Source organism: Nocardia sp. CC213A, from assembly GCF_030766805.1.
GTDB classification, from domain to species: domain Bacteria; phylum Actinomycetota; class Actinomycetes; order Mycobacteriales; family Mycobacteriaceae; genus Nocardia; species Nocardia otitidiscaviarum.
On sequence record NZ_JASFXA010000002.1, the window covers coordinates 478,663 to 498,572 of the forward strand.

The following is a 19,910-nucleotide window of genomic DNA, read 5'->3' on the forward strand; positions in this document are numbered from 1 at the left end:
CCGTCGCCCCGCACACCCGCGGGGCCGAGTACGGACAACTCAGTGGTCGTGCACGGCCCGCGAGCCCGCGGTGATGACGGCCGATCGAACCAGCGCGCCGACAACCAGGACAGCCGCACCGAACGACAAGGCGATGAGACCGAGCACCCCGGCCATCTCACCGGAGGCCCCCGCCGCGGAGTTGGCGGTGAAAGCGCCGATCAACAACACCAACGCGGCGACAACGGCGAGACCGCCGCCCACCCATACCGCCCGGAACATGCTGAGCTGCGCACGCGAGGCCACATCGCGCAGGCGCGGAGTACGAACGGGGACGGCGTTGGCACGGGAATTCATGGGTTCTCCTTCGGCTTCATGTGAACGAGTCCCACTGTCGTCGGCCGTCGGCGGCGATACCTCCTCCCGAGGTATCGAACGAGTAGCCGCAAGTACCGGTCGAGGTGTACGGAGGTAGTCGACCGCAGCCGCGCGTGGACCACACTGGCGCGCCGATTACCACTACGTCAGCCCTTCCGCCCGGTCCGGGTGTGCTGGGTCGCGGTGGCGGGCGGGGTTGCGGTGTGCGGCCAGCGAACCAGCTCCAGGGTCGCGTGCAGGGTTTCGGATTCGGCAGACTGTCCTCGGCGATCTGATACGACAGCAGCTTTCGCCCACATTGTGGCGCGGGACCACGCGGTACCAGCACCGTGGTCACCGTCGCTATCTCGGTCAGGCGCTCCCGACAGTGGCCGACAACTGTGCGAGAAGCCAGGCGATCAGACCGCCGAGGTCCCGCCGCCTGCTGTGCGGAGGTCGTATAGAACCGGCCTGGAGTGGGGGTCTACCTCGGGCAGTGTGCCGAGGTTGGCCTTGGCGTCGGTGGTGACCACTGTCCGGCGCGTGGCCACTGCTGTGGCGGCAATGATCAGGTCGTGGGCGCCACGTGGCTGGCCTGCCCGGCGGACGTATGCCATCAGCCGGGCGTGTGCGCGTGCGACATCGAGGGTGTGATCTTCGACGGGTGTGGCCGCAATGAATGCGTCGACGAATGCCTTCCGTGCGCCCTGGTGAACTGTCGGACGGGTGGTAACTCCAGCCTCGAACCGCACCGATTGGTGCACATGCTGGCCCGTCAAGCTACCGATCAGTCGATCTGCTCGGCGAGTGCGATGAGGATGCCTGCGGGACCGCGCAGGTAGCACAGGCGGTAGCTGTTCTCGTATTGCACCAGGTCGCCGAGGGGTTCGGCGCCGTGGGGACGCAGGCGGTCGAGGGTTGCGTCGATATTATCGACGGCGAACATGATGCGGTGCATGCCGAGGGTGTTGGCCGACGGATTGGGGTCGGCGTCTCGGGCTGGGGGTGACTGGTATTCGGTCAGCTCGAGGCGTCCGTGGCCGTCCGGGGTGCGCATCATCGCGATGTCCGTGCGGACTCCCTCGAGTGCGATGAGGCGGTCAACCGAGCTGCCCTCGATGGTCGCCTCGCCTTCCAGCTCGAGTCCGAGCGCGGTGAAGAATGCCGTGGCCGCTGGGAGGTTGTCGACGACGATGGCGATGTTGTCCAATCGCTGAACTATCCCGGATTGGCGGTTGTGCGGGTCGGTGTCGCCCATGATGGCTCCCTTCGGGCGCGCCGCCGGTCAGGTGGCGTGTGTGTTGGCGCTTGGTTCGAACCACTCGGTTGTAGCAGCGGCATCCGGTTGATTCTGTGGATCAGACGGGGAAACCAACCGAAACTCATCGACGCGGCCGCGTTCGGGCGTAATCGGTGGTGTTGGGGTAGCGCCTCGAGCCGAAGGAATTACAGTGCCTGAATCCCCTTCAGGACCGCACGGAGCACGGTGAGGTCATCGGAAGATCCCGGGCCGACGGCGGGAGCGCGGAAGTCGAGGACGCCGTCACCGATGAGATCGCCGACCAGGATCTTGGTCGCGGTGATCGGCAGGTGCAGCCGGGCGGCGATCTCGGCCACCGAGAGCGGCGATCGCGTCAACTCCACGATGGCGGCGTATTCGGGTTCGTGGCGGCGCAGCCTGCCGAGGCTGGAAGCGACCACCCGGGTGACCATGTCCACATCGGTGCGGCGGGTCTCGGATCGGCCCCGCGTCACCGCGTAGAGCCGCACCACCGGCCCGGCTTCCTCGTCGTACCACGAATCCGGTGAATCGTTCATGTGTACTCGGGCTGCGTCGGAATTCGCTGCTCCCGAACAGGATCGGCGGCGCCCGTATCCGGAGCGGAGGTGGTGAGCGCGTTCGGGATCAGCACGATGGCCTTCACGCCGCCGTAGTCGGATTCCGTGAGCCGCACGGTAATACCGTGGCGGGCCGCCAGTTTCGCGACCACGAACAAGCCGAGCCGGATATCTCCGGCCAGGGTCGCGACGCTGAAATCCGGTGGCTGTGCCAGCAGCGCGTTGCGGGCGGCCATATCCTCCGCGGTCATGCCGAGGCCCTGGTCGGAGATCTCGATGGCGATTCCCTTGCCGACCAGACCACCGGTGATTTCGACGGGCGACTCCGGTGGGGAGAATGTGGTGGCATTGTCGGCCAGTTCCGCCAAGAGGTGGATGATATCGGTGACGGCGGGTCCGATGATCTGTGTCTCCGGCAGCTTGCGGACGTGAATTCTGGTGTAGTCCAGCGATTCCGCGCCCGCACCGCGAACCACGTCGATCAGCGGCACCGGGTTGCGCCACTTGCGGCCCGGCTGTTCTCCGCCGAGCACGATGAGGTTCTCGGAGTTGCGCCGGGCCCGGGTCGCCAAGTGGTCGAGCTGGAACAGCAATTTCAGCCGGTCCGGTTCCGGTTCCTCCCGCTCGGCCTTGTCGAGCAGGGCAAGTTGGCGGTGCACCACGCCCTGGGACCGGTGGGCGATCTTCACGAACACCGCGTTCACGCCCGCCCGGGTCTTGGCCTCGGCCACCGCCGCGTTGACCGCCGCCCGGTGTGCGCGGTTGAAAGCGTCTGCGACGTGGCCGATTTCGTCGGACCCGAAATCCAATCGGTCGGCGTCCTGATCGAATTCCTCGCCGGCCGAGAGTCGGCGGATCGTCTCCGGCAGTCGTTCGTCGGCCAATTCCAGCGTGTCCCGGCGTAGCCGGCGCAAGCGTGCGATGAACCTGTTGGCCAGCACCAGCGCACCGAGAAAGGCCAGCAGCGCGAGCGAGAGTACGCCCGCCCCGGCGGACAACGAGTTCCGCTCGAGCCGATTGCCCCGTTCGGTCGCCTCGAAATGCGCGTCGACGCTTTGGGTTTCCCACAGGTTCAGCAGATCGCGCCGCACCTTGCCCGCGACCTGCTGCCATTCGGTCAGTGTCAGCGGTAGCGGATCGGCGGATTCGCCGGATGTTCGACCGCTGTCGGCGGTGATCGGGCCGCGCTGGATGATCGCGTCCTCCATGGCGCGCAGCCGCTGCCATTCCGTGCTGGCGGTGATCGCCTTCCATTGGTCGAGGTGCGCCCCCCGCAGCACCGACCCGAGGTAGGCGACCTCGCCGCGTCCGTCGCCGATGTATCCGGTCAGCTCCACCAGCAGCTGCGGCGACAGCTCCTCGGTGAGCATCATCAGTGAACCCAAACCGCTGGTCTGCGAGATGGATTCGGCGGCCCGCAGCGCATGCACCGACTTGTACAGTTCGACCGCGATATGGGATTCGGGCGCGACGTCCGCCGAGATCAGCCAGCCGTTGACGATGGCGGCGACCGCCATGCTGTACGCGGTGAACGCGTCCGCGGCCGGGATGGCGCGCGCGTCGATGGCGGCCCGCAGGGCGGGCACCTTCTGGCCGACACCGACCCGGAAGAACCCGTCCTTCAGGTCGGGCCGCAGCTCCGAGAGCGCATTGGCCTGGGCCACCACCGCCGCGTACCCAGCATCGGACTGCTTGCGCGCCGCCGGCAACGCGAATCCGGCCGAGTCGTCCCCGGCCAGGAACAACAGCGAAAGCCTGCGTTCTTCCTGGAAGGCCTCGATCATCATGATCGACGGCCCGGAGGTGCCGCGCGCCAGTTCAGCGAACCGATCGGCTTCCCGCCCGCTCTGCACCAGATAGGCGGATCCGCCGACCCCGATCGCGAGCAACGCGATACTCGGAATGAGCACAATGACCAGCACTCTGGTCCGCACGCTGGCAGCCCGCTGCCGCAGTGCCGAGATCTTATGGAGGAATCTGCTGCCGATCACCGAATTCTCGTCTACTCACAGGTCTGGCTATCCGCCAGCGGTGCTCGCAAAGCTAGTCACTGAAACGCCACCCCCGCAACACTTTCGCCGATCAGCCGCATCCGAATTCGTAGGGAGGTCGCTCAACCGGGAGGCCGCCAGGGCGTGCCGGATCACAGCGCCACGTCGGCCGCTCGGCCGCTAGTTCGCGATCTGCGCCAGCATTTCGGGAGGACGACCGCCGCGGCCGTCCGACGCGTCGGGCGAGAACTTCGGATGCGGGGGCCGCACCCAGCGTGCCGCGGAGCGCTCCTAGCGGGCGTGGTCGGGGTGGGTGAGGAGCCGGTCCATGCGTGCGCGGTTGTCGTCGTCGACGGGGGTCCAGACGGTGAGGATGGTTTCGGGGGTGGCGGGTAGTTCCATGCGGGTCAGGGTCAACGCGAGGTCGCCGACCGCGGGGTGGCGGTAGATCATGGTGTGGGTGGGTGGTGCGGCGACGTCGCGGGTGGCCCACAGTCGCGTGAATTCGGGGCTGGCGGTCGCGAGGGCGCGGATGAGGTCGGTCCAGGTGGGGTCGTCGAGGTGGTGGGCGAAGTCGGCACGGAATGAGGCGACCATGTGGGGGAGGCCGGCGTCGCGGTTGACGAAGCAGCGCGCCTCGGCGGGGGTGGTGAACAGTTCCCACAGCACGTTGCGTGAGCCCTCGGGGGCGGTCAGCCGTGGCCACAGCGCGGCCGCGGCGGCATTGTGGCCGAGCAGGTCCCAGCGGGTGTTGATGGCCGCGGCCGGATACCCGGTGATGGCGTCGAGGATGGATTGCAGGGTGGGGGTCAGCGCCCGCGCTCGGGTGGCCGTGGTGGGGATCGGGACCTCGGCCAGTCGGTAGAGGTGGGCGCGTTCCGCGTCGTCCAGGCGCAGCGAGCGTGCGATGGCGTCGAGGATTGCCGCGCCGACGTTGATGGGGCGTCCCTGTTCGAGCCAGGTGTACCAGGTCACCGATACCCCGGCCAGCCCGGCGACCTCCTCGCGCCGCAATCCTGGTGTCCGGCGCCGCAATCCGGGTGCCAGGCCGACCTGGGCGGGGGTGAGGCGGTCGCGGCGGCTGCGCAGGAACGCAGCCAGTTCGGTGCGGCGGGGAGCGGGAGGCACGGCGTACATCATCGGACACACCCGGCGCCGGATGCCAGGCGGTTGCCGGGTGCTGCTGACACCAGTGTCAGCAGTGTCTTGGTACCGGTGCCACGGCCCCGGCAGGCTGCGATTCGCACCATTCGACATTCACCGGATAAGGAGTCCATAGCTCATGACCGAAACAGATACGTGCGCGACGACGTCCGCGCGGCGGAGATCCACATCCGCGGGTGCGGCCGGGATCGACGGTGCGCCTTTCACGTTGCGGTTCGCGGTGCGCAGCTACGAGCTCGACACCAATCACCATCTCGCTTCCACGGTGTATCTGCAGTACGCCGAGCACACCCGCTTCGCGTGCGGGCAGGCCGCCGGGCTGTCACCGCGGCAGCTGCTCGCCGACGGGTTCGGGCCGATCAACCTCGAAACCACCGTCCGCCACCATGCCGAGCTGCGCGCCGACGACCAAGTCGACGTGACGTGTGCGTTCGTGTGGGGGCCGGGCAAGACCCACCGCGTCGAACACGTGCTGACCACACCCGACGGCACTCTGGTCGCCGAGGTCACCAGTGTCAGCGGCCTGCTCGACATGCGGACCCGACGCCTGGTCGCCGACCCGGCTCGGGAACTGCGCGCCCGCGCCACCCACCCCGAGCTACTGGGTCTCGCGTGAGGCCAGGGCTCGACAGCGGCACGAAGCACCGTCTGGGGCTGATCGATCACGGCTTCGTGCCGCGCAAGCTGACCGTCAGCTATGTGGCGATCTGCGCCGGAAAGGTCGATATCGCGCTGCTGCACGATGCCTTTCGGCTGCTGTGTCGCACGTATCCGATGCTGACCGGCACGATCGAGGTCACCGGTGACCAGTGCTGGCTGCGGATTCCCGGCGACGGCACGAGCGCGGCCACCACCGAGGTCGTGGCGGGCCCGATCGCGGACTGGCTCGCGGGCGCGGGGCGCACGCCGCTCGATCCCGCACGCTGCCTGGCGACACTCACCATCGTGTGCGACGGCGCGAGGACCGCGGTCGCGCTGCGGGTGTGTCATGCGATCAACGACGCCACGTTGGGATCGGAACTGCTGGCCGTGCTCTGGCGCATCGCCGCCACGCTGGCCGGGAGCGCCGCGTTCCCCGACGTCACGCCGGTCTACCCGTACAGCCTCGAACACGCCTATCACGCCCGCGGCATGGCCCTGCCCGACCTCGCCGCCCCGGTGGCGGGTCAGGTGCACAGCATCCCGGCCGCCGACCGCGGTGACGGCCCGGGGTTCGCTCCCGCGCCGGGCGGGCGGATCACCTTGTCCCAAGCCGACACCGGCGCGCTGCGCGCACGTGCGCGGGCGTCGGGGACGACGCTGCACGCTCTGCTGTCCGCCGCGATCGTGCGGGCCGAACGCGAGCTGCTCACCGCAACGGCCGGGGATGCCGCCGAATTGCCGATGGTCATGTTTCATCTCGTCGACCTGCGCGGCCACCTGCGTCCCGCGGCACGCTCCGACGAGGTCACCAACGCGTTGGGGTTCGCGCCGACGGTCACCGCGTGCACTCCCGGCGCCGCCCTGAAAACGCTGGCCACGCAGGTGAAGGCGCAGATCGTCGCCGGCATAGCGGGTGGGTCCGCACTGGCGGTGATGCGAGCCGCGGCGGCGGTGGCCGCGCACGGCGGCCCGCGCAAGGGCGTCGGGAACTTCATCACCAACTGGGGTGTGGTGCCCGATCTCGCGGTTCCGGCAGGAATCGAGGTCGTCGACTTCCGCGGCTTCGCCACCTCCGAGCCGGTGAGTTGGGTCGGCTACTTCGTGTCCACCTTCGCCGGGCGGTGCAGCATCGAGCCGGGGTTCTCCCCACGCTTCCACCGTCCCGCACAGATCATGCGACTGCGCGAGTCCCTGCTCGCCAACCTCGGCGAACTGACCCGCGCCGCACTGCCCTGACTCGATCCTGCCACCGCGAGAGCCGTTCGGGCACAGCGGTGTTCGTGTGTGGGACCGATGCTCCCGGGGTGCGGGCGCAGCAGCCGGTCGGAGTCCTGGTTGGCAACCGTCCGCAGTTACGTTACAGTCACTCGCTGTAACGAAAATCGGTGATCGTTCCGCGGCGGAGCGGGACGACACCTCTCGTTGAAGGAGAACTTTCCATGAGCAACCACTTCGTCGCCTCGCTCGAGACCGCCCTGGCCTCCCTGGTGGACGGCGCCGACCGAGACGACGACGGGCAGCCCAAGCCGACGGTGGTCCTCGTCCACGGCGCGTTCGCCGACGCCTCGGGCTGGGAGCCGGTCGCGGCGCGGCTGCATCGGCGGGGCTTCCCGGTGATCGCGGTGCCCAATCCGCTGCGCGGCCTGGCTTACGACACCGCCTATCTGCAGGGCCTGCTGGCAGGGGTGGCGGGGCCGAAGATCCTGGTCGGGCACTCCTACGCGGGCGCGGTCATCTCCAACGCCGCCCCCGCCGTCGCCGACGTGACGGCCCTGGTGTTCGTCGCGGCGTTCGTGCCGGACGAGGGCGAAGCCCTCGGCGGGCTCCTGGAAGCGCACGCCGACGCGTCGGTGCCGTCGCTGCCGCAGCAGGTCTTCCAATTCACCCGCCCGGACGGCTCCACCGGCGCCGAGGTCTGGCTCGACCACGCCCGGTTCGGCACCGCATTCGCTGCCGACGTCGACGCCGCCACCGCCGCCTACCTGGCGATCTCGCAGCGCCCGGTCGCCGCCGAGGCGTTCGGCGAGGCGGCCACGGCCGCGGGCTGGAAGACCGTCCCGTCCTGGGCACTGGTCGCGACCAAGGACCACGCCATCGCGCCGAGCCTGGAAAGGTTCATGGCCGAACGCGCCGGCGCCACCGTCACCGAGGTCGATTCCTCGCACGCGGTCATGCTCAGCCACCCCGACGCCGTCGCCGACCTTGTCGAGCAGGCCCACCGAGGCACCCGCTGACCGTCCGGGTCTGCGGTGGTGGGCGGGCATCGGCGTCGCTGCCCGCCCACCGGCACCCTTCCCTCTCCATCCACGGCACCGCCATCGCGCGCCGGTAATCACCAAGGGGCACACATGGATTCGTTCGACATCGCCGTGCTGGGGCTGCGCACCGGACTCGGCGCGATGCTGATCGCGCACGGCTGTCACAAGATCTTTCTCGGTGGGCGGCTGGCCGGGACCGCGGCCTGGTTCGAGAGTCTTGGGATGACACCCGGTCCGCTGCACGCGCGGACGGCCGCCGCCACCGAGGTCGGCGCCGGGCTCGCCCTCGCGGCTGGATTCCTCACCGCCCCCGCCGCGTCGGCGTTCGTGGCGCTGATGCTGGTCGCCGTCGTCACCGTGCACCGCCGCAATGGGTTCTACGTCATGGACTCCGGCTGGGAATACAACTTCCTGATCGCCTTGGCCGCCGTCGCTGTCGCCACCCTCGGTGCGGGTCGCGTCAGCGCCGAACAACTGCTGTTCGGCCACCCGGTGCTCACCGGCTGGACCGGGCTCGCCCTGGCTCTGGTGGGCGGGCTCGCCGCCGGGACCGCGCAACTGCTGGTGTTCTACCGGCCCACCCCCGCGCCGACGGAGTGACCGCGCCGGACCACCGTGCGACAACAGGATGCGGCAAGGAACCGCCGCTGTGACGATCGAGATGAAGAACGCACGTCGCCTGCCGTGCCGCCGCCGCACACATCCTGAGGGTTACAGTCCAGTCTTGTAACGCAACGTCGTAGCGAAAGGGAGGCCATGACCCGCCCGCACACCGAACCCGGCAACCAGCCACGGGCCGAAAGGTCCGGCTCGCGCGGCGGGCGACCCCGGGATCCCGCCGTCGACGAGGCCATCCTCGTCGCGACACGTCGCCGCTTGGTCACCGACGGCTACACCCGCATGGCGCTCGGCGACATCGCCGCCGACGCCGGTGTCACCCGCCCCACCCTCTACCGGCGTTGGCCGGGCAAACTCGAACTCGTCATCGACGCCCTCGACTACGGGCTACGCGCCCAAACCGCCGTCACCCCACCATGTCCCATCGACGAGCTGACCCCGCGCGAGGCGTTCACCGAAGCCATACGCCGTGTCGACCCCTGCTACCACAACCCCGACGCCATCGTCCTGCAGGGCGGATTCATCAGCGAAGCCGACCGTGTCCCGGAACTCCTCAACCACCTCGTGACACGCGCCGTCGAACCCCGCGTCTCCCAAGTCGAACAGGTCCTGGCGCAGCTGGTCGCCCGTGGCGCGGTGCGGCCTGACATCGACTCCCACACCGTCGCCACCATGGTTTTCGGCGCCTACTTCGGGGCGTTCCTGCGCGGCGAGGACGCCACTACCCGCGCCGGACTCGCCGACAAAATCACCGCCACCCTGTGGCCCGCCCTCAGCACCGACACCCAGCACTGACCAGGACTCATCGCCCGCACGTCGACCTCGACGTCGATCCGTTCCATGATCATGTGGGAGAGTCGCGGTCGTCCCGAAGGCCACGGCCTGATCCGCTCCGCCGATCTACCGAACCGCGTTCGGGGCAATCGGTGGCCGTCCGGGACCGTCTTCCGGCTGGGTACACGGTCGACGGCGAGCACGGTCAGTTCACAGGCACGATGTGGTGGCCGATGAGGTCGTCCAGCGGTCGCCGGCCTCGCTTCGGTTCGGGGGTTCGGCGACGCCGACCGCCAGCCGGTATCGCCGACCCCGAGGCCGTCGACCACACCGGCGGTCGACTCGACGAAGCCGCCGCGACTCGGCTGAGCAACGTCAGGTCGTCGCCGGTTGGCCCGGTAGCGTAGTAGGGCAATCACGGTGGTGTACTGCGTTTTTCGACCTTGCTGCGGTATGACCATGCAATTGGGGGCGTAACCGGCGGCCTTCCCGGACCGACACCCGAGTGGGGACGAAAAATCGGGAGGAAATGTAATGAACAAACTCATCGGTACGGGGCTGGCGGCATTCTTGGTGGCCGGTGCGGTCGCGGGCTGCGAGGACGCCACGACACCGCCCGGGCCCGGCTCGCCGGCACCCGGCCCCTCGGAGCCGGGCACGGTGACCGGGACCGCCGCGCCGACGATCACGTCGCGGCCGGACCAGCCGCCGGTGACGACCAGTCCGCCGGCCGACGGCCTTCCCGCGACCGCGGGCAGCGGTCTGTGCCTCGATCCGGGGTCGGACGCGGTCACCGCGGCGATCGCCTCGCTCGGGCCGTCGGTGGGTGGCGATCCGTACACCTTCGACAGCTCCATCCCCGCGGCCGTCGGCGAGTGCCCGGATTTGCTCTGGGCTATGGCGACGACACCGGGCGGTACGGCCAGCTCGCCGTACCACGTGCTGTTCTTCAACCACGACGGCTACCTCGGCACCGCGACGTCCAAGGCCACGTCGTACACGAGCGTCGTCGGCTCCTCCGACCGTGCCGTGCAGGTGCAATACCGCTGGCTGAAGGGTGACGACGCCAACTGCTGCCCGTCCGGCGGTCCGGCGGTCATCACCTTCACGCTCGGCTCGGACGGCGCCACGGTCACTCCGAACCCGTCGATTCCGGACGAGGTTGCCAATCCGAGCGCTCCTCGGTAGCGGTTCTCGCAGGAAGTACGACCAGGTGGCCGTGCCACTCGACGGGCTCTCCGAGCGCGGGCGAGTGGCACGGTCGTTATCGGGACGGAATTGTGTCGACTACCTGTACTTCAGATCTCTGATCTCCTGCATGAGCCGCCCGGCGATGAAGAGGTTGCCGTCGGAATCCAATACGGCGATGATCTTCTTCGTATCGCCGTGGTGGGTAGTGAAGAAGATCTTGTCGGCTTCCTGGCTGGTGCTGTAATTGGTGTTGACCGAGAGTTCGATGCTCACTGGAGAGCTGATGAGAACGTCCTTCTTCGGTGATTCCGGGTAGCATTGGTTCTGCCGCAGCCGGATTCGGCCGTGTGTGTCCCCTTCGTTCCAGTCGGTCGCCAGGCCCAGGTCGATATCGGGCATGCTGATCACCTTCCTTGCCTCCCCGAGGCGTATCCCCGGGAGCTGTGGCGAAGCTCCGTTGCTTCAGGGCTTCGCGGACCGCGCCGATTGCGGTCCGCAGGTGCCGCGCGGCGTGCTGCGGAATTCGGGTCCCGGTAGGTGTCGAGCCGAAGGCGAGTGCCATGCTCGAAATATCGCGCTGCAATGAAGTATAGATAGTGAGCGTGCGGAAGCATGGTCGTTTCGAAAGCTCATTCGCGGTGAATTCCCTTGTGGGAGAGATGATATAGCCGTAAATATCCGACCGGTCCCGTTGTTGCGACTGCCGTGGGCGCGTCAGGTCGACAACCACGGCACCCCCGCGCGCAACAGCACATTGGCGTAGGGCTGTGCCTCGCCGGTGCGAACCACGAAGCGGCACTGGGCGATACGGGCCTTGAACTCGGCGTGGTCGAGGAGCTTCGCCTGTAGGCGGGTGGTGAGCAGGGTGGCGGTGTCGGGGTTGTGGACGGTGACGTCGCTACTGCCCCAGGCCGCCTCCACGGTGACCTCACTCAGGATGAGGTCGAGTATCGGCTCGAAGCGGGGGAGGCCGTAGCTGATTCCGAGGTCGATGACCGGGATGTCGGCGGGGACGGGGAGGCCGGAGTCGCTGACGGCGAACAGATCGGTGTGACGTAGCGAGGTGAGAGCCGACAGTAGGTCAGCATGGATGATTCCGGTGGATCGCACGATCGAAATCCTTTGCGGGGCTGGAGTGATCAGGGCAGCTGGGCGGCCGGGGGGACGGTGCCGAGGGCGGCGATGATCTGCTCGTGGCTGGGGTAGGCGGTATGAGTGCCGGAGGACTGGACCGCGAGCGCGGCGGCGGCGGTCGCGACGGCCACCCCGGCGGGCAGATCGTCGCCGCGAGCGAGCGCGGTGGCCAGTGCGCCGACGAAGGCGTCCCCGGCTCCGGTGGAATCGGTGGCGTCGATTCGTGGAGCGGGCTGATGCCCGCCGACGACGGTGCCGCCGTCGCGGCGAACCCAGACGGCCCCGGCCGCACCCAGGGTGGCGACCACGGCGGGAACACCGCTGCGGCACAGTTCACGCGCCTGGTCGAACGCCTCCGGCGGGTTCGTCGCGGTCGCGCCGGTGAAGGTCGCGAGCTCGGTTTCGTTGACTATCAACGGATCACACCGATGCAGGAGATCGGTGGGCAGTTCCGCCGCCGGGGCGGCGTTGAGGATGAACCGCCGTGCGCGCCGCGCCGCCCAGGCCACCACCCGAACCGGCACCTCCAATTGCGCCACTACCACGTCCGCGTCCGCGATCAGCCGGGCCGCGGTGGCGGCGTCGAGTTCCGCATCGGTCTCCCACTGGAAATTGGCGGCCGGGTCGACCACGATCTGGTTCTCACCGGAGGCGACGGTGATGTAGGCCGTTCCGGTGTGGGCGCCCGGCACCTCGCACACCGCCTCGAGTCCGACGCCGTACTCACGCAGCGACTTCCGTAGCGAGGGGTCCGGCTCCGCACCGATTCGGGCCACGAATTCGACGCGCCCGCCAGCTTTGGCCGCCGCCACCGCCTGATTGGATCCCTTGCCGCCCAGATTGGTTCGCGTGCCGACCGCGAGGACGGTCTCACCGGGGGTGGGGAGCCGCGGCACCTCGCACACCACATCCCGATTGACCGACCCGAGCACCACCACCGTCACGAGGCCACCTCGGCGACATCGAGGTTGCCGGGTGCGGCACCGGTGATCAGCGCGACCAGCCGGTCACCGTCCACTTCGTCGATGCGATGTGCGGCAACGGATCTGCCGCGCCGCAGCACCACTACGTTGTCGCAGATGCGCAGCACCTGGTCGAGATCGTGGCTGATGATCAGCACCGTGACGCCGCGCTCGCGCAGCCCGCGCACCAGCTGTTCCACCGCGGCCGTTTCCCGGACACCGAGTGCGGCGGTGGGCTCGTCCATGATGACCATGGACTTACCCCAGGCCACCGCCCGCGCGATGGCGATGCTCTGGCGCTGACCGCCGCTCATCCGCCGGACGGTGGTGCGCACCGACGGCACGTCGACATCCAGGTCGCGCAGGATCTCCCCGGCGCGGGCGATCATGGCCTTGCGGTTGACGATGCCGAGCGGATACACCAGCTCGCGATTGAGGAACAGGTTCTGCCAGACGGTCAGGTCGTCGATGAGCGCCAGATCCTGGTAGACGGTCTCGATACCCATCCGCCGGGCATGCTCGGGCGAGCGCAACCGCACCGGCTCGCCGCGGAACAGTATCTGCCCGGTGTCGGGCGGCTGGACGCCGGTCAGGCAGCGCACCAGCGTCGACTTGCCCGCGCCGTTGTCGCCGACCAGTGCGGTGACCTCACCCTCGGGAATCGTCATGCTGACCCCGGCGAGCGCCCGTACCGAGTCGAACGACTTGGTGAGATCTCGTGCCTCCAGCAGTGGAATCGCCATGTGCTGACCTACTTTCGGAAGCGGGCGATGCCCGCGGCGAGCAGCAGTACCGCGCCGACCGCGACCGGCTGGTAGTACTGCGAGATGCCGAGAATGGTGAACCCGTTGATGAGCGAGGTGAAAAGCACCGCCCCGCAGACGGTTCCGAGGACCGATGCCTTGCCGCCGGACAGCGATGAGCCGCCCAGCACCACGGCCGCGATGGAACTCAGCAGATAGGTGGTCTGCAACGACGGATCCGCCCCGCCATTGCGGGCGACCAGCATGACACCGGCGATACCGCACAGCAATCCGGACATGGCGTAGGCGAACAGGCGAATCCGGTTCACCGGAATCCCGGTGTCGCGGGCCGCCTCCAGCCGACCGCCGGTCGCGAGCAGATGGGTGCCGATCCGAGTCCGGAAGATGATCACCGCCACCGCCAGCGCGGCCAGCAGCGCCAGTAGCCAGAACCAGCGCACCGGGCCGATGCCGTCGAGTGCGAGCCGTTGCAGGAACTGGGAACTCACCGCCTGCGTATTGCCGTGCGTCAACAGCAGCGTGATGCCGTTGAGCACGCTCAGCATGCCGAGGGTCACCACGAAATCGGTCATGCCCAGCCGACCGACCAGCACCCCGTTGACGACGCCGACCGCCAGTCCGCCGAGAATCGCGCCGGTGATGCCGATCGCCAGCGGATAGCCCTGCGCGGTCAGATAGCCGAGAATCGCGGCGGCCCACGGCAGGTTGGCTCCCACGGACAGGTCGATGCCACCGGCCGTGATCGCGAACTGCTGGCCCAGGGCCAGCACGGTCAGAATGGTCGAGGCGACGAGCAGGTCACTGATGTTGTCCAGCGTCAGGAAGTGCGGGGTGGCGATGAAGAACACCACCCAGAGCACCACCAGGGCCAGGGGAGCCGCGAATTCCGCGATTCTGGACAGGATCTCGGTGCGTCCCGCGCGCTCGCGCGAGTCGACCGATGCGGTGTCCACGATGGCCGTCACTTGTCCAGGAGCCCTTCGATCGGGTTGTCGAAGGCGACGATCGGGCGCGGGAACGCCTCGATCTGCTGTTCGACATTGTCCGCGCCGATGAACGCGATCGGGGCCACGACGCGCGAGGGCAGGGTCTTGCCCTGGTGCAGGGCCAGGCACCCCTGCACGGCGAGTTGGCCTTCCGCATAGGGGTATTGGGTCACGGTGCCGTACAGATCCCCGGACCGCACGGCGTCGAGAGCGGCCTGGATGCCGTCGACCGAGATCACCTTGATCTGTTCCGACTTGCCCGCGTTCTTGATCGCCTGTGCCGCACCGAGTCCCATGGTGTCGTTCGCGGCGAAGACACCGGTGATGTCCGGATGCGCCCGCAGCATCGCCTCGGTGACCTGGAGGCCCTTGTCCTGCTCGTAGTCGGCGGGCGCCTTCTGCACGATCTCCAGCTTGCCCGCCACGGCGTCGCTGAAACCCTGGTCACGGTTGATGCCGTTCTGCTCGCCCGCGATGCCCTGCAGCATCACCACCTTGCCGCTGCCGCCCAGCGCCTGCACCATCCGCTCGCCGGCGATCCGCCCGGCATCGAGATTGTCCGAACCGATGAAGCTGGCGTAGCTGACACCCGCCGCCTCGGACGCCTTCGCGTCGATCTGGGTGTCGAGGTTCAGGATCGGAATGTCCTTGCGCGCGACCGGCGTCAGCGGCGTGATCACATTGGTGCTGTTGACCGGGACCACGCCGAAGCAGTCGTAACCCTGGGCCGCCATGGTGGAGATCTGGGCGTTCTCGCCGTCGGCATCGGTCTCGGACTGTCCGGCCTGGACGTCGACCCGCACGCCCAGCGCCTCCGCCTCGGCCTTCGCACCGTCGCGCAGCGCCGCCCAGTACGGGTTGGTGAAGTTCCGGGTGACGATCGCGATCTTGAAATCGTCGGAGCCGGAGTCATCACCGCGGCCGCAGCCGGTCGTCAGTGCGGCAACCGCGGTGACCAGGGCGACAGGTATCAGAGCGCGGCGAAATCGTGCATTCATCGTGAACCGACCTAATCTGTTTCGTAGTATCAACTCGTGTTGATCAACACGAGTTGAATGACAGTGTGTGATGCGGGTCACGAGCTGTCAAGGGGCTGGTCTTTCACCGTCGGCCGGTTCGATGCTTGGATGGACGGTGCGCGAGAAGGAGATGACTCGATGGCGGTCACACGGGCCGACGTGGCTCGGCTGGCGGGTACGTCTCCGGCGCTGGTCAGTTATGTGATCAATGGCGGTCCGCGACAGGTCGCGCCGGCGACCCGGGCCCGCATCGAGGCCGCCATCGCCGAACTCGGCTACCGGCCCAATATGTCCGCCCGCAGCCTGCGCACCAACCGCGGCCACGCCCTCGGCATGGTGATCCCGGACGGGGCCAATCCGTTCTTCGCCGAACTGTCCGCGGTGATCGAGGCGGCGGCGTTCGCGCGCGGGTATCCGCTCTTCGTCGGCAACGCGGATGGAGACCCCGCGCGCGAGCAGGCCTATGTGCGCTCGTTCATCGACCGCCGCGTCGAAGGGCTGCTGGCGATTTCGTCCGCGTGGGAGACCGGTATCGCCGATGCCTGCGAGCAGGCCGGGATGGTGCTGGTCGCCTTGGACCGCATCATCGACCCGACTCGGTGCACGCATGTGCTGTGCGATTCGGTGGCGGGGGCGCGACAGGCCGTGGACCATCTCATCGACCATGGTCACCGCCGGATCGCCTGCTTGAGTGGACCGCATGTCTCCACGGCCGAGGATCGGGTGCGGGGATATCGGAATGCCTTGGCGGCCAAGGGCTTGCCCGAAGGCGTCATTGTGCGCACCGATTTCGGCGGCTCGGCCGGGTACCACGCGCTGGCCGAGTTGACAGCCGGTCCGAAGCCCCCGACCGCCGTATTCGTCACCAGTGACCTCCAGGCCATGGGGATGCTCCGCGCCGCCTACGACGCGGGGTTGCGGGTTCCCGACGATCTGGCCGTTGTCGCCTTCGACGGCATCGAATACTCCCGATACACCCGCCCCGGCCTGACCACCATGGTCCAACCGGCCCGCCGCATGGGAGAACTGGCGGTGGACCTGCTTCTCGAGCAAATAGAAAGCAGCGCACCCGATCCCGGCATCATCCGCCTCGCCGCCGAATTGCGCACCCGCGGGTCCTGCGGCTGCTCGGACGAATTCTGAGGCTGCCGAGCGCGGATGCGTGTGCGGCGGTCGTGCGCGGTGACCGACTGCGACCAGGCGACAGCGGCCGCGCGCCGACGAACGGACGGTCGCGGTCGCTGCCGGGTGGCTCAGCCCGCGACCGCCAGGTGCTGCAAGCGCGCGCCGAGCACCGTCAATCCCAACGCCACGAGCAGCAGTGCCGCCAGCGTCCACGCGAGGGCCGAAAACCCATGCGGCGCGGTGACGGAGGCGACGATCGGACCGACGGTGGCTCCCACGTAGAAGCTGAACATGGCGACCGAGGAGGCGGCGGCCCTGGCGTCGCCGCCGAGTTCGCCCGTGGTTTGGAGAACCGCCGGGGCGATAACGCCGAGACCGCCGACGAGGACGGCGAGCAGGGCGGTCAGGATGCCGATGTGACTGCCCTCGAAGGTGGCGGCCACCATGGCCGCCGCGGCCACCAGGGTGCCGAGCATGATCTGACGGTGTTTGGTGAGCCGGGCGAGCGGCACGGCGAGCAGCGGCAGCGCCACCATGACCGGCAGCGCGCCCGCGCGCAGGGCGAGCAGTTCGCCCGAACCGTGGACCAGGCCGGTGATCTCGATGCCGGTGTAGACACCCACCATGACGGCCATGGACAGTGCGCCTGCGATCAGCAGAGGCAGCAGTGGCCTGATTCGTAGTACCGCGGGCACGGTGGCGTAGCTGTGCAGCAGCGGTCGATCCGTGCCGGTCGGCGCGTCGGGCACCATGACCGCGCGCAGCGCCAGTGCCAGCGCCGCGAAGGCCACCGCAGACCCGAGGAACATGGTGCGCCACGGGAGCGAGGCGACCACGGCCTGCGACGCGATCTGCGCCAGCACCGTCGCGGCCAGGAACGAGGTGGCCACCGACATGGTCACGACGGCGCGATGCGCGGGCGTGATCCGCGTGGCCACATAGGCCATGATCGCGGGCGGTATCGAGCCGACCACCAGGCCCTGGACGACCCGCAGACCGATGGCGATCGGCGCGCTGAGAGCCAAACCGGTCAACAGGGTGACCACTGCGGCGGCGAGCATCCCGGTCATCAGCACACGCCGGTGGCCGTACCGGTCCGACAGCGGGCCGAAGGCGACGAAACCGCCCGCGTACCCGAAGGCGAAGGCGCTGATGATCCACGTCATGGCGCTCGCGCTCACCTGCCAGTCGGACTGCATGGCGGTGAACAGCGGAATCGGTATGTACATCTGCCCTGTCGCCAGTAGGGCGGACAGCACGAAGACCGGTAGCGTGCGCGCGGTGTGGGCGCGGTGCGTGGCGGTCGAGACCTGGGTGTCGGTCGAATTCGGCAGGGCGGTGGTCGGCATGGTGACGACGGTAGGACGCCGGTGACCATCATGTCAACCAAATAGTTGGATTAGTGGATGTTAGAGTCGCCGTCATGAACGCTCCGGCCAAGCGCAGTGACGCGACCAGGCGGGCCCTGCTGCGTGCGGCCCGCGCGGAATTCGCCGAGTACGGCCTCGCGGGCGCGCGCGTGGACCGCATCGCGGAGGCGGCGGGGGTGAACAAGGAACGCATCTACGGCCTGTTCGGCAGCAAGGACAAGCTGTTCGACGTCATCCTCATCGACACCATGCGCGAGTTCCTCGAGGTGGTGCAGCCGCTGTCGGAGACCGAACCGGGCGAGTACGTGGGCAAGCTCTTCGACTACCACCGCGCGCATCCGCAGCTGCTGCGGCTGCTGCTGTGGGAGGGCCTGCACCGTGGTGCGGACGCGCACGATATCGACGGCTGGCGCGCCGATCACTATGTGCGCAAGTTCAATCGGGCCCAGGAGCAGTTCGGTGTGGACGAACGCCGGGCCGGTTTGGTGCTGCTCGCCCTGTGCGGGCTGGCCAACTGGTCGCTGGCGGTGCCGCAGACCACCCGACTGCTGCTCGGCGAGGCGGCCGACGACACCGAGGCCACCAAGCGGTTCATGGCCGACTTCGCGCGATCGGCCATGCGGGCGGGGCGCGGGGACCTCGAACTGGTCAATACCTTGACCGACGAGGCTCCCGCGCATAGCGAGGATGTGCGTGCGGCCGCGCTCAGCGAGGACGTACGTGCGGGCGGAGTGGTCGCCGCGGCCGCCCGCCGCCTGCGGGAGGCGCAGGCGGTTGCCGCGGCCGCCCGCGACGACCTCGCCGCCGCACTGCGGGAGTCCCATGCCGCCGGGGTGAGCGCGAACCAGTTGGCCCGGCAGGTCGCCGGTACGCTCTCCCGGCCGGTAGTGCTGAAGCTCCTCGCCGCCGATGCCGCTGACGCCGCCGACACTGCCACCGACACCCACTGACACCGACGCTGCTGCTGCCGAATCTGCCGACTCTGCTGCTGACTCTGCCGACGCTGCTGCTGCCGACGCTGCTGCTGCCGACGCTGCCGACTCTGCTGCCGCCGACTCTGCTGTCCCTGCTGCCGTCGACACCGACGTCCCTGCTGCCGCCGATGCCGTCACCGCTCGCGGACGGTAGCGGTTTCCGATGTAACCGAGCCTCTTCGGCGGTGGGTTATCCGGAGATGCTCGGCAACGGGCAGCCGAAGCTGCCGGTGGCGGTGCTCGCGGCGACCTGGACGGTCAGTGGCGTCAGTGTGATCACATGGTCATCGCCCCAACTGCCGATGGCCGTGAGCACGTGCTGGCCGGTGGTCTCCGGTGTCCAGGTCACCTTGGCGGCCTTGCCGACCAGGCCGCCGCCCGCCTCGTCGGTCCCGATCGCGACGCCGTTGTCGTAGAAGGTGATCGGCAGCCCATTGCTCGAACTGCTGCCGCCGCCGACGAGGTCACCGCTGGTGACCGCGTAGCCGCACCCGACCTTCGGATTCGATGCCGCCATCGCCACATACCCCTGGCCCTCGGCCGCCGCGTGCGGCGCCAGCATCACCAGCGCCGCGCCGATGCCGAGCGTCGTCGCACCCAATCCGGTGCCGCGCACCCGAGTAGTAGCCATGAGATCCCTTCCGGCCGTGTAGCTCTCGCCCCGAATCGGAGTGAAACTAACATTCTTCACATTATCGCGCGGCTGATTCGCGCCGTTGGTCCACGCGGCCGCGGTGCGGCGGAGCCGTCGCGACGACACGGA

Annotated in this window: 21 protein-coding genes; 8 read left to right on the forward strand and 13 right to left on the reverse strand. The window is 68.5% G+C overall.

The annotated features are described in order from the left end of the window. Nucleotides 1–39: 39 nt before the first annotated feature. From QJS31_RS05320 to QJS31_RS05340, 5 genes are all read right to left on the reverse strand, one after another. Entirely contained in the window at nt 40–336 is a 297-nt protein-coding gene (locus QJS31_RS05320) for a hypothetical protein (protein ID WP_282784124.1), read from the reverse strand. Between the two features lie 787 nt (nt 337–1,123). Continuing rightward, the gene (locus QJS31_RS05325) at nt 1,124–1,594 is read right to left on the reverse strand and encodes a VOC family protein (protein ID WP_306356056.1); all 471 of its coding nucleotides are present in this window, start codon (nt 1,592–1,594) and stop codon (nt 1,124–1,126) included. Nucleotides 1,595–1,782: 188 nt separating this feature from the next. Then, entirely contained in the window at nt 1,783–2,154 is a 372-nt protein-coding gene (locus tag QJS31_RS05330; protein ID WP_282784121.1) for a DUF742 domain-containing protein, read from the reverse strand. After that, nucleotides 2,151–4,109 (reverse strand): ATP-binding protein, encoded by a 1,959-nt coding sequence (locus QJS31_RS05335; protein WP_306356057.1) that lies wholly within the window; start codon nt 4,107–4,109, stop codon nt 2,151–2,153. Before QJS31_RS05335 ends, QJS31_RS05330 begins: the two co-directional genes overlap by 4 nt. Nucleotides 4,110–4,457: 348 nt before the next feature. Continuing rightward, complete coding sequence (locus QJS31_RS05340; protein ID WP_282784119.1) at nt 4,458–5,294, reverse strand: helix-turn-helix transcriptional regulator; 837 nt, start codon at nt 5,292–5,294, stop codon at nt 4,458–4,460. Between the two features lie 154 nt (nt 5,295–5,448). Here QJS31_RS05340 and QJS31_RS05345 point away from each other — a divergent pair, with 154 nt between their 5' ends. The 6 genes from QJS31_RS05345 (at nt 5,449) to QJS31_RS05370 (ending at nt 10,810) form a co-directional block, all read left to right on the forward strand. Then, entirely contained in the window at nt 5,449–5,946 is a 498-nt protein-coding gene (locus QJS31_RS05345) for a thioesterase family protein (RefSeq protein ID WP_306356058.1), read from the forward strand. Further along, nucleotides 5,943–7,208 (forward strand): hypothetical protein, encoded by a 1,266-nt coding sequence (locus QJS31_RS05350; RefSeq protein ID WP_306356059.1) that lies wholly within the window; start codon nt 5,943–5,945, stop codon nt 7,206–7,208. Before QJS31_RS05345 ends, QJS31_RS05350 begins: the two co-directional genes overlap by 4 nt. A gap of 203 nt (nt 7,209–7,411) precedes the next feature. Next, on the forward strand, nt 7,412–8,206 hold the full coding sequence (locus QJS31_RS05355) for an alpha/beta fold hydrolase (RefSeq protein ID WP_306356060.1): 795 nt from the start codon (nt 7,412–7,414) through the stop codon (nt 8,204–8,206). Between the two features lie 114 nt (nt 8,207–8,320). Next, a complete protein-coding gene (locus tag QJS31_RS05360; protein ID WP_282785970.1) occupies nt 8,321–8,830 on the forward strand; it encodes a DoxX family protein in 510 nt (169 codons plus the stop codon). A gap of 156 nt (nt 8,831–8,986) precedes the next feature. Further along, the gene (locus QJS31_RS05365; RefSeq protein ID WP_282785969.1) at nt 8,987–9,643 is read left to right on the forward strand and encodes a TetR/AcrR family transcriptional regulator; all 657 of its coding nucleotides are present in this window, start codon (nt 8,987–8,989) and stop codon (nt 9,641–9,643) included. A gap of 513 nt (nt 9,644–10,156) precedes the next feature. Beyond that, complete coding sequence (locus QJS31_RS05370) at nt 10,157–10,810, forward strand: LppP/LprE family lipoprotein (RefSeq protein ID WP_306356061.1); 654 nt, start codon at nt 10,157–10,159, stop codon at nt 10,808–10,810. Between the two features lie 99 nt (nt 10,811–10,909). Here the strand turns inward: QJS31_RS05370 and QJS31_RS05375 are convergent, their stop codons facing one another. The 6 genes from QJS31_RS05375 to QJS31_RS05400 form a co-directional block, all read right to left on the reverse strand. Further along, nucleotides 10,910–11,212, reverse strand: a complete 303-nt coding sequence (locus tag QJS31_RS05375) for a DUF6342 family protein (RefSeq protein WP_306356062.1) — start codon at nt 11,210–11,212, stop codon at nt 10,910–10,912. A 315-nt stretch (nt 11,213–11,527) separates the two neighbouring features. Next, a complete protein-coding gene (gene rbsD, locus QJS31_RS05380) occupies nt 11,528–11,923 on the reverse strand; it encodes a D-ribose pyranase (protein WP_282785966.1) in 396 nt (131 codons plus the stop codon). A 29-nt stretch (nt 11,924–11,952) separates the two neighbouring features. Continuing rightward, nucleotides 11,953–12,891 (reverse strand): ribokinase, encoded by a 939-nt coding sequence (locus tag QJS31_RS05385; protein ID WP_306356063.1) that lies wholly within the window; start codon nt 12,889–12,891, stop codon nt 11,953–11,955. Further along, nucleotides 12,888–13,652 (reverse strand): ATP-binding cassette domain-containing protein, encoded by a 765-nt coding sequence (locus QJS31_RS05390; protein WP_282785506.1) that lies wholly within the window; start codon nt 13,650–13,652, stop codon nt 12,888–12,890. The genes QJS31_RS05385 and QJS31_RS05390 overlap by 4 nt, the downstream gene beginning before the upstream one ends. An 8-nt stretch (nt 13,653–13,660) precedes the next feature. Further along, nucleotides 13,661–14,638, reverse strand: coding sequence for an ABC transporter permease (locus tag QJS31_RS05395; RefSeq protein WP_255222369.1), 978 nt, complete (start codon nt 14,636–14,638; stop codon nt 13,661–13,663). Continuing rightward, entirely contained in the window at nt 14,635–15,657 is a 1,023-nt protein-coding gene (locus QJS31_RS05400) for a substrate-binding domain-containing protein (RefSeq protein ID WP_195120584.1), read from the reverse strand. Before QJS31_RS05400 ends, QJS31_RS05395 begins: the two co-directional genes overlap by 4 nt. Nucleotides 15,658–15,816: 159 nt before the next feature. Here QJS31_RS05400 and QJS31_RS05405 point away from each other — a divergent pair, with 159 nt between their 5' ends. Further along, nucleotides 15,817–16,821 carry a LacI family DNA-binding transcriptional regulator gene (locus QJS31_RS05405; RefSeq protein WP_306356064.1) on the forward strand — a complete coding sequence of 335 codons (1,005 nt, stop codon included), beginning with the start codon at nt 15,817–15,819 and terminating at the stop codon, nt 16,819–16,821. 110 nt (nt 16,822–16,931) lie between these two features. Here the strand turns inward: QJS31_RS05405 and QJS31_RS05410 are convergent, their stop codons facing one another. Next, nucleotides 16,932–18,152 (reverse strand): MFS transporter, encoded by a 1,221-nt coding sequence (locus QJS31_RS05410; protein WP_282785504.1) that lies wholly within the window; start codon nt 18,150–18,152, stop codon nt 16,932–16,934. A 74-nt stretch (nt 18,153–18,226) separates the two neighbouring features. On the opposite strand from QJS31_RS05410, the gene QJS31_RS05415 reads away from it, so the two are divergent. Next, a complete protein-coding gene (locus QJS31_RS05415; RefSeq protein ID WP_306356065.1) occupies nt 18,227–19,123 on the forward strand; it encodes a TetR family transcriptional regulator in 897 nt (298 codons plus the stop codon). A 214-nt stretch (nt 19,124–19,337) separates the two neighbouring features. Here the strand turns inward: QJS31_RS05415 and QJS31_RS05420 are convergent, their stop codons facing one another. After that, nucleotides 19,338–19,778, reverse strand: coding sequence for a hypothetical protein (locus QJS31_RS05420; RefSeq protein ID WP_306356066.1), 441 nt, complete (start codon nt 19,776–19,778; stop codon nt 19,338–19,340). Between the last annotated feature and the right edge of the window lie 132 nt (nt 19,779–19,910).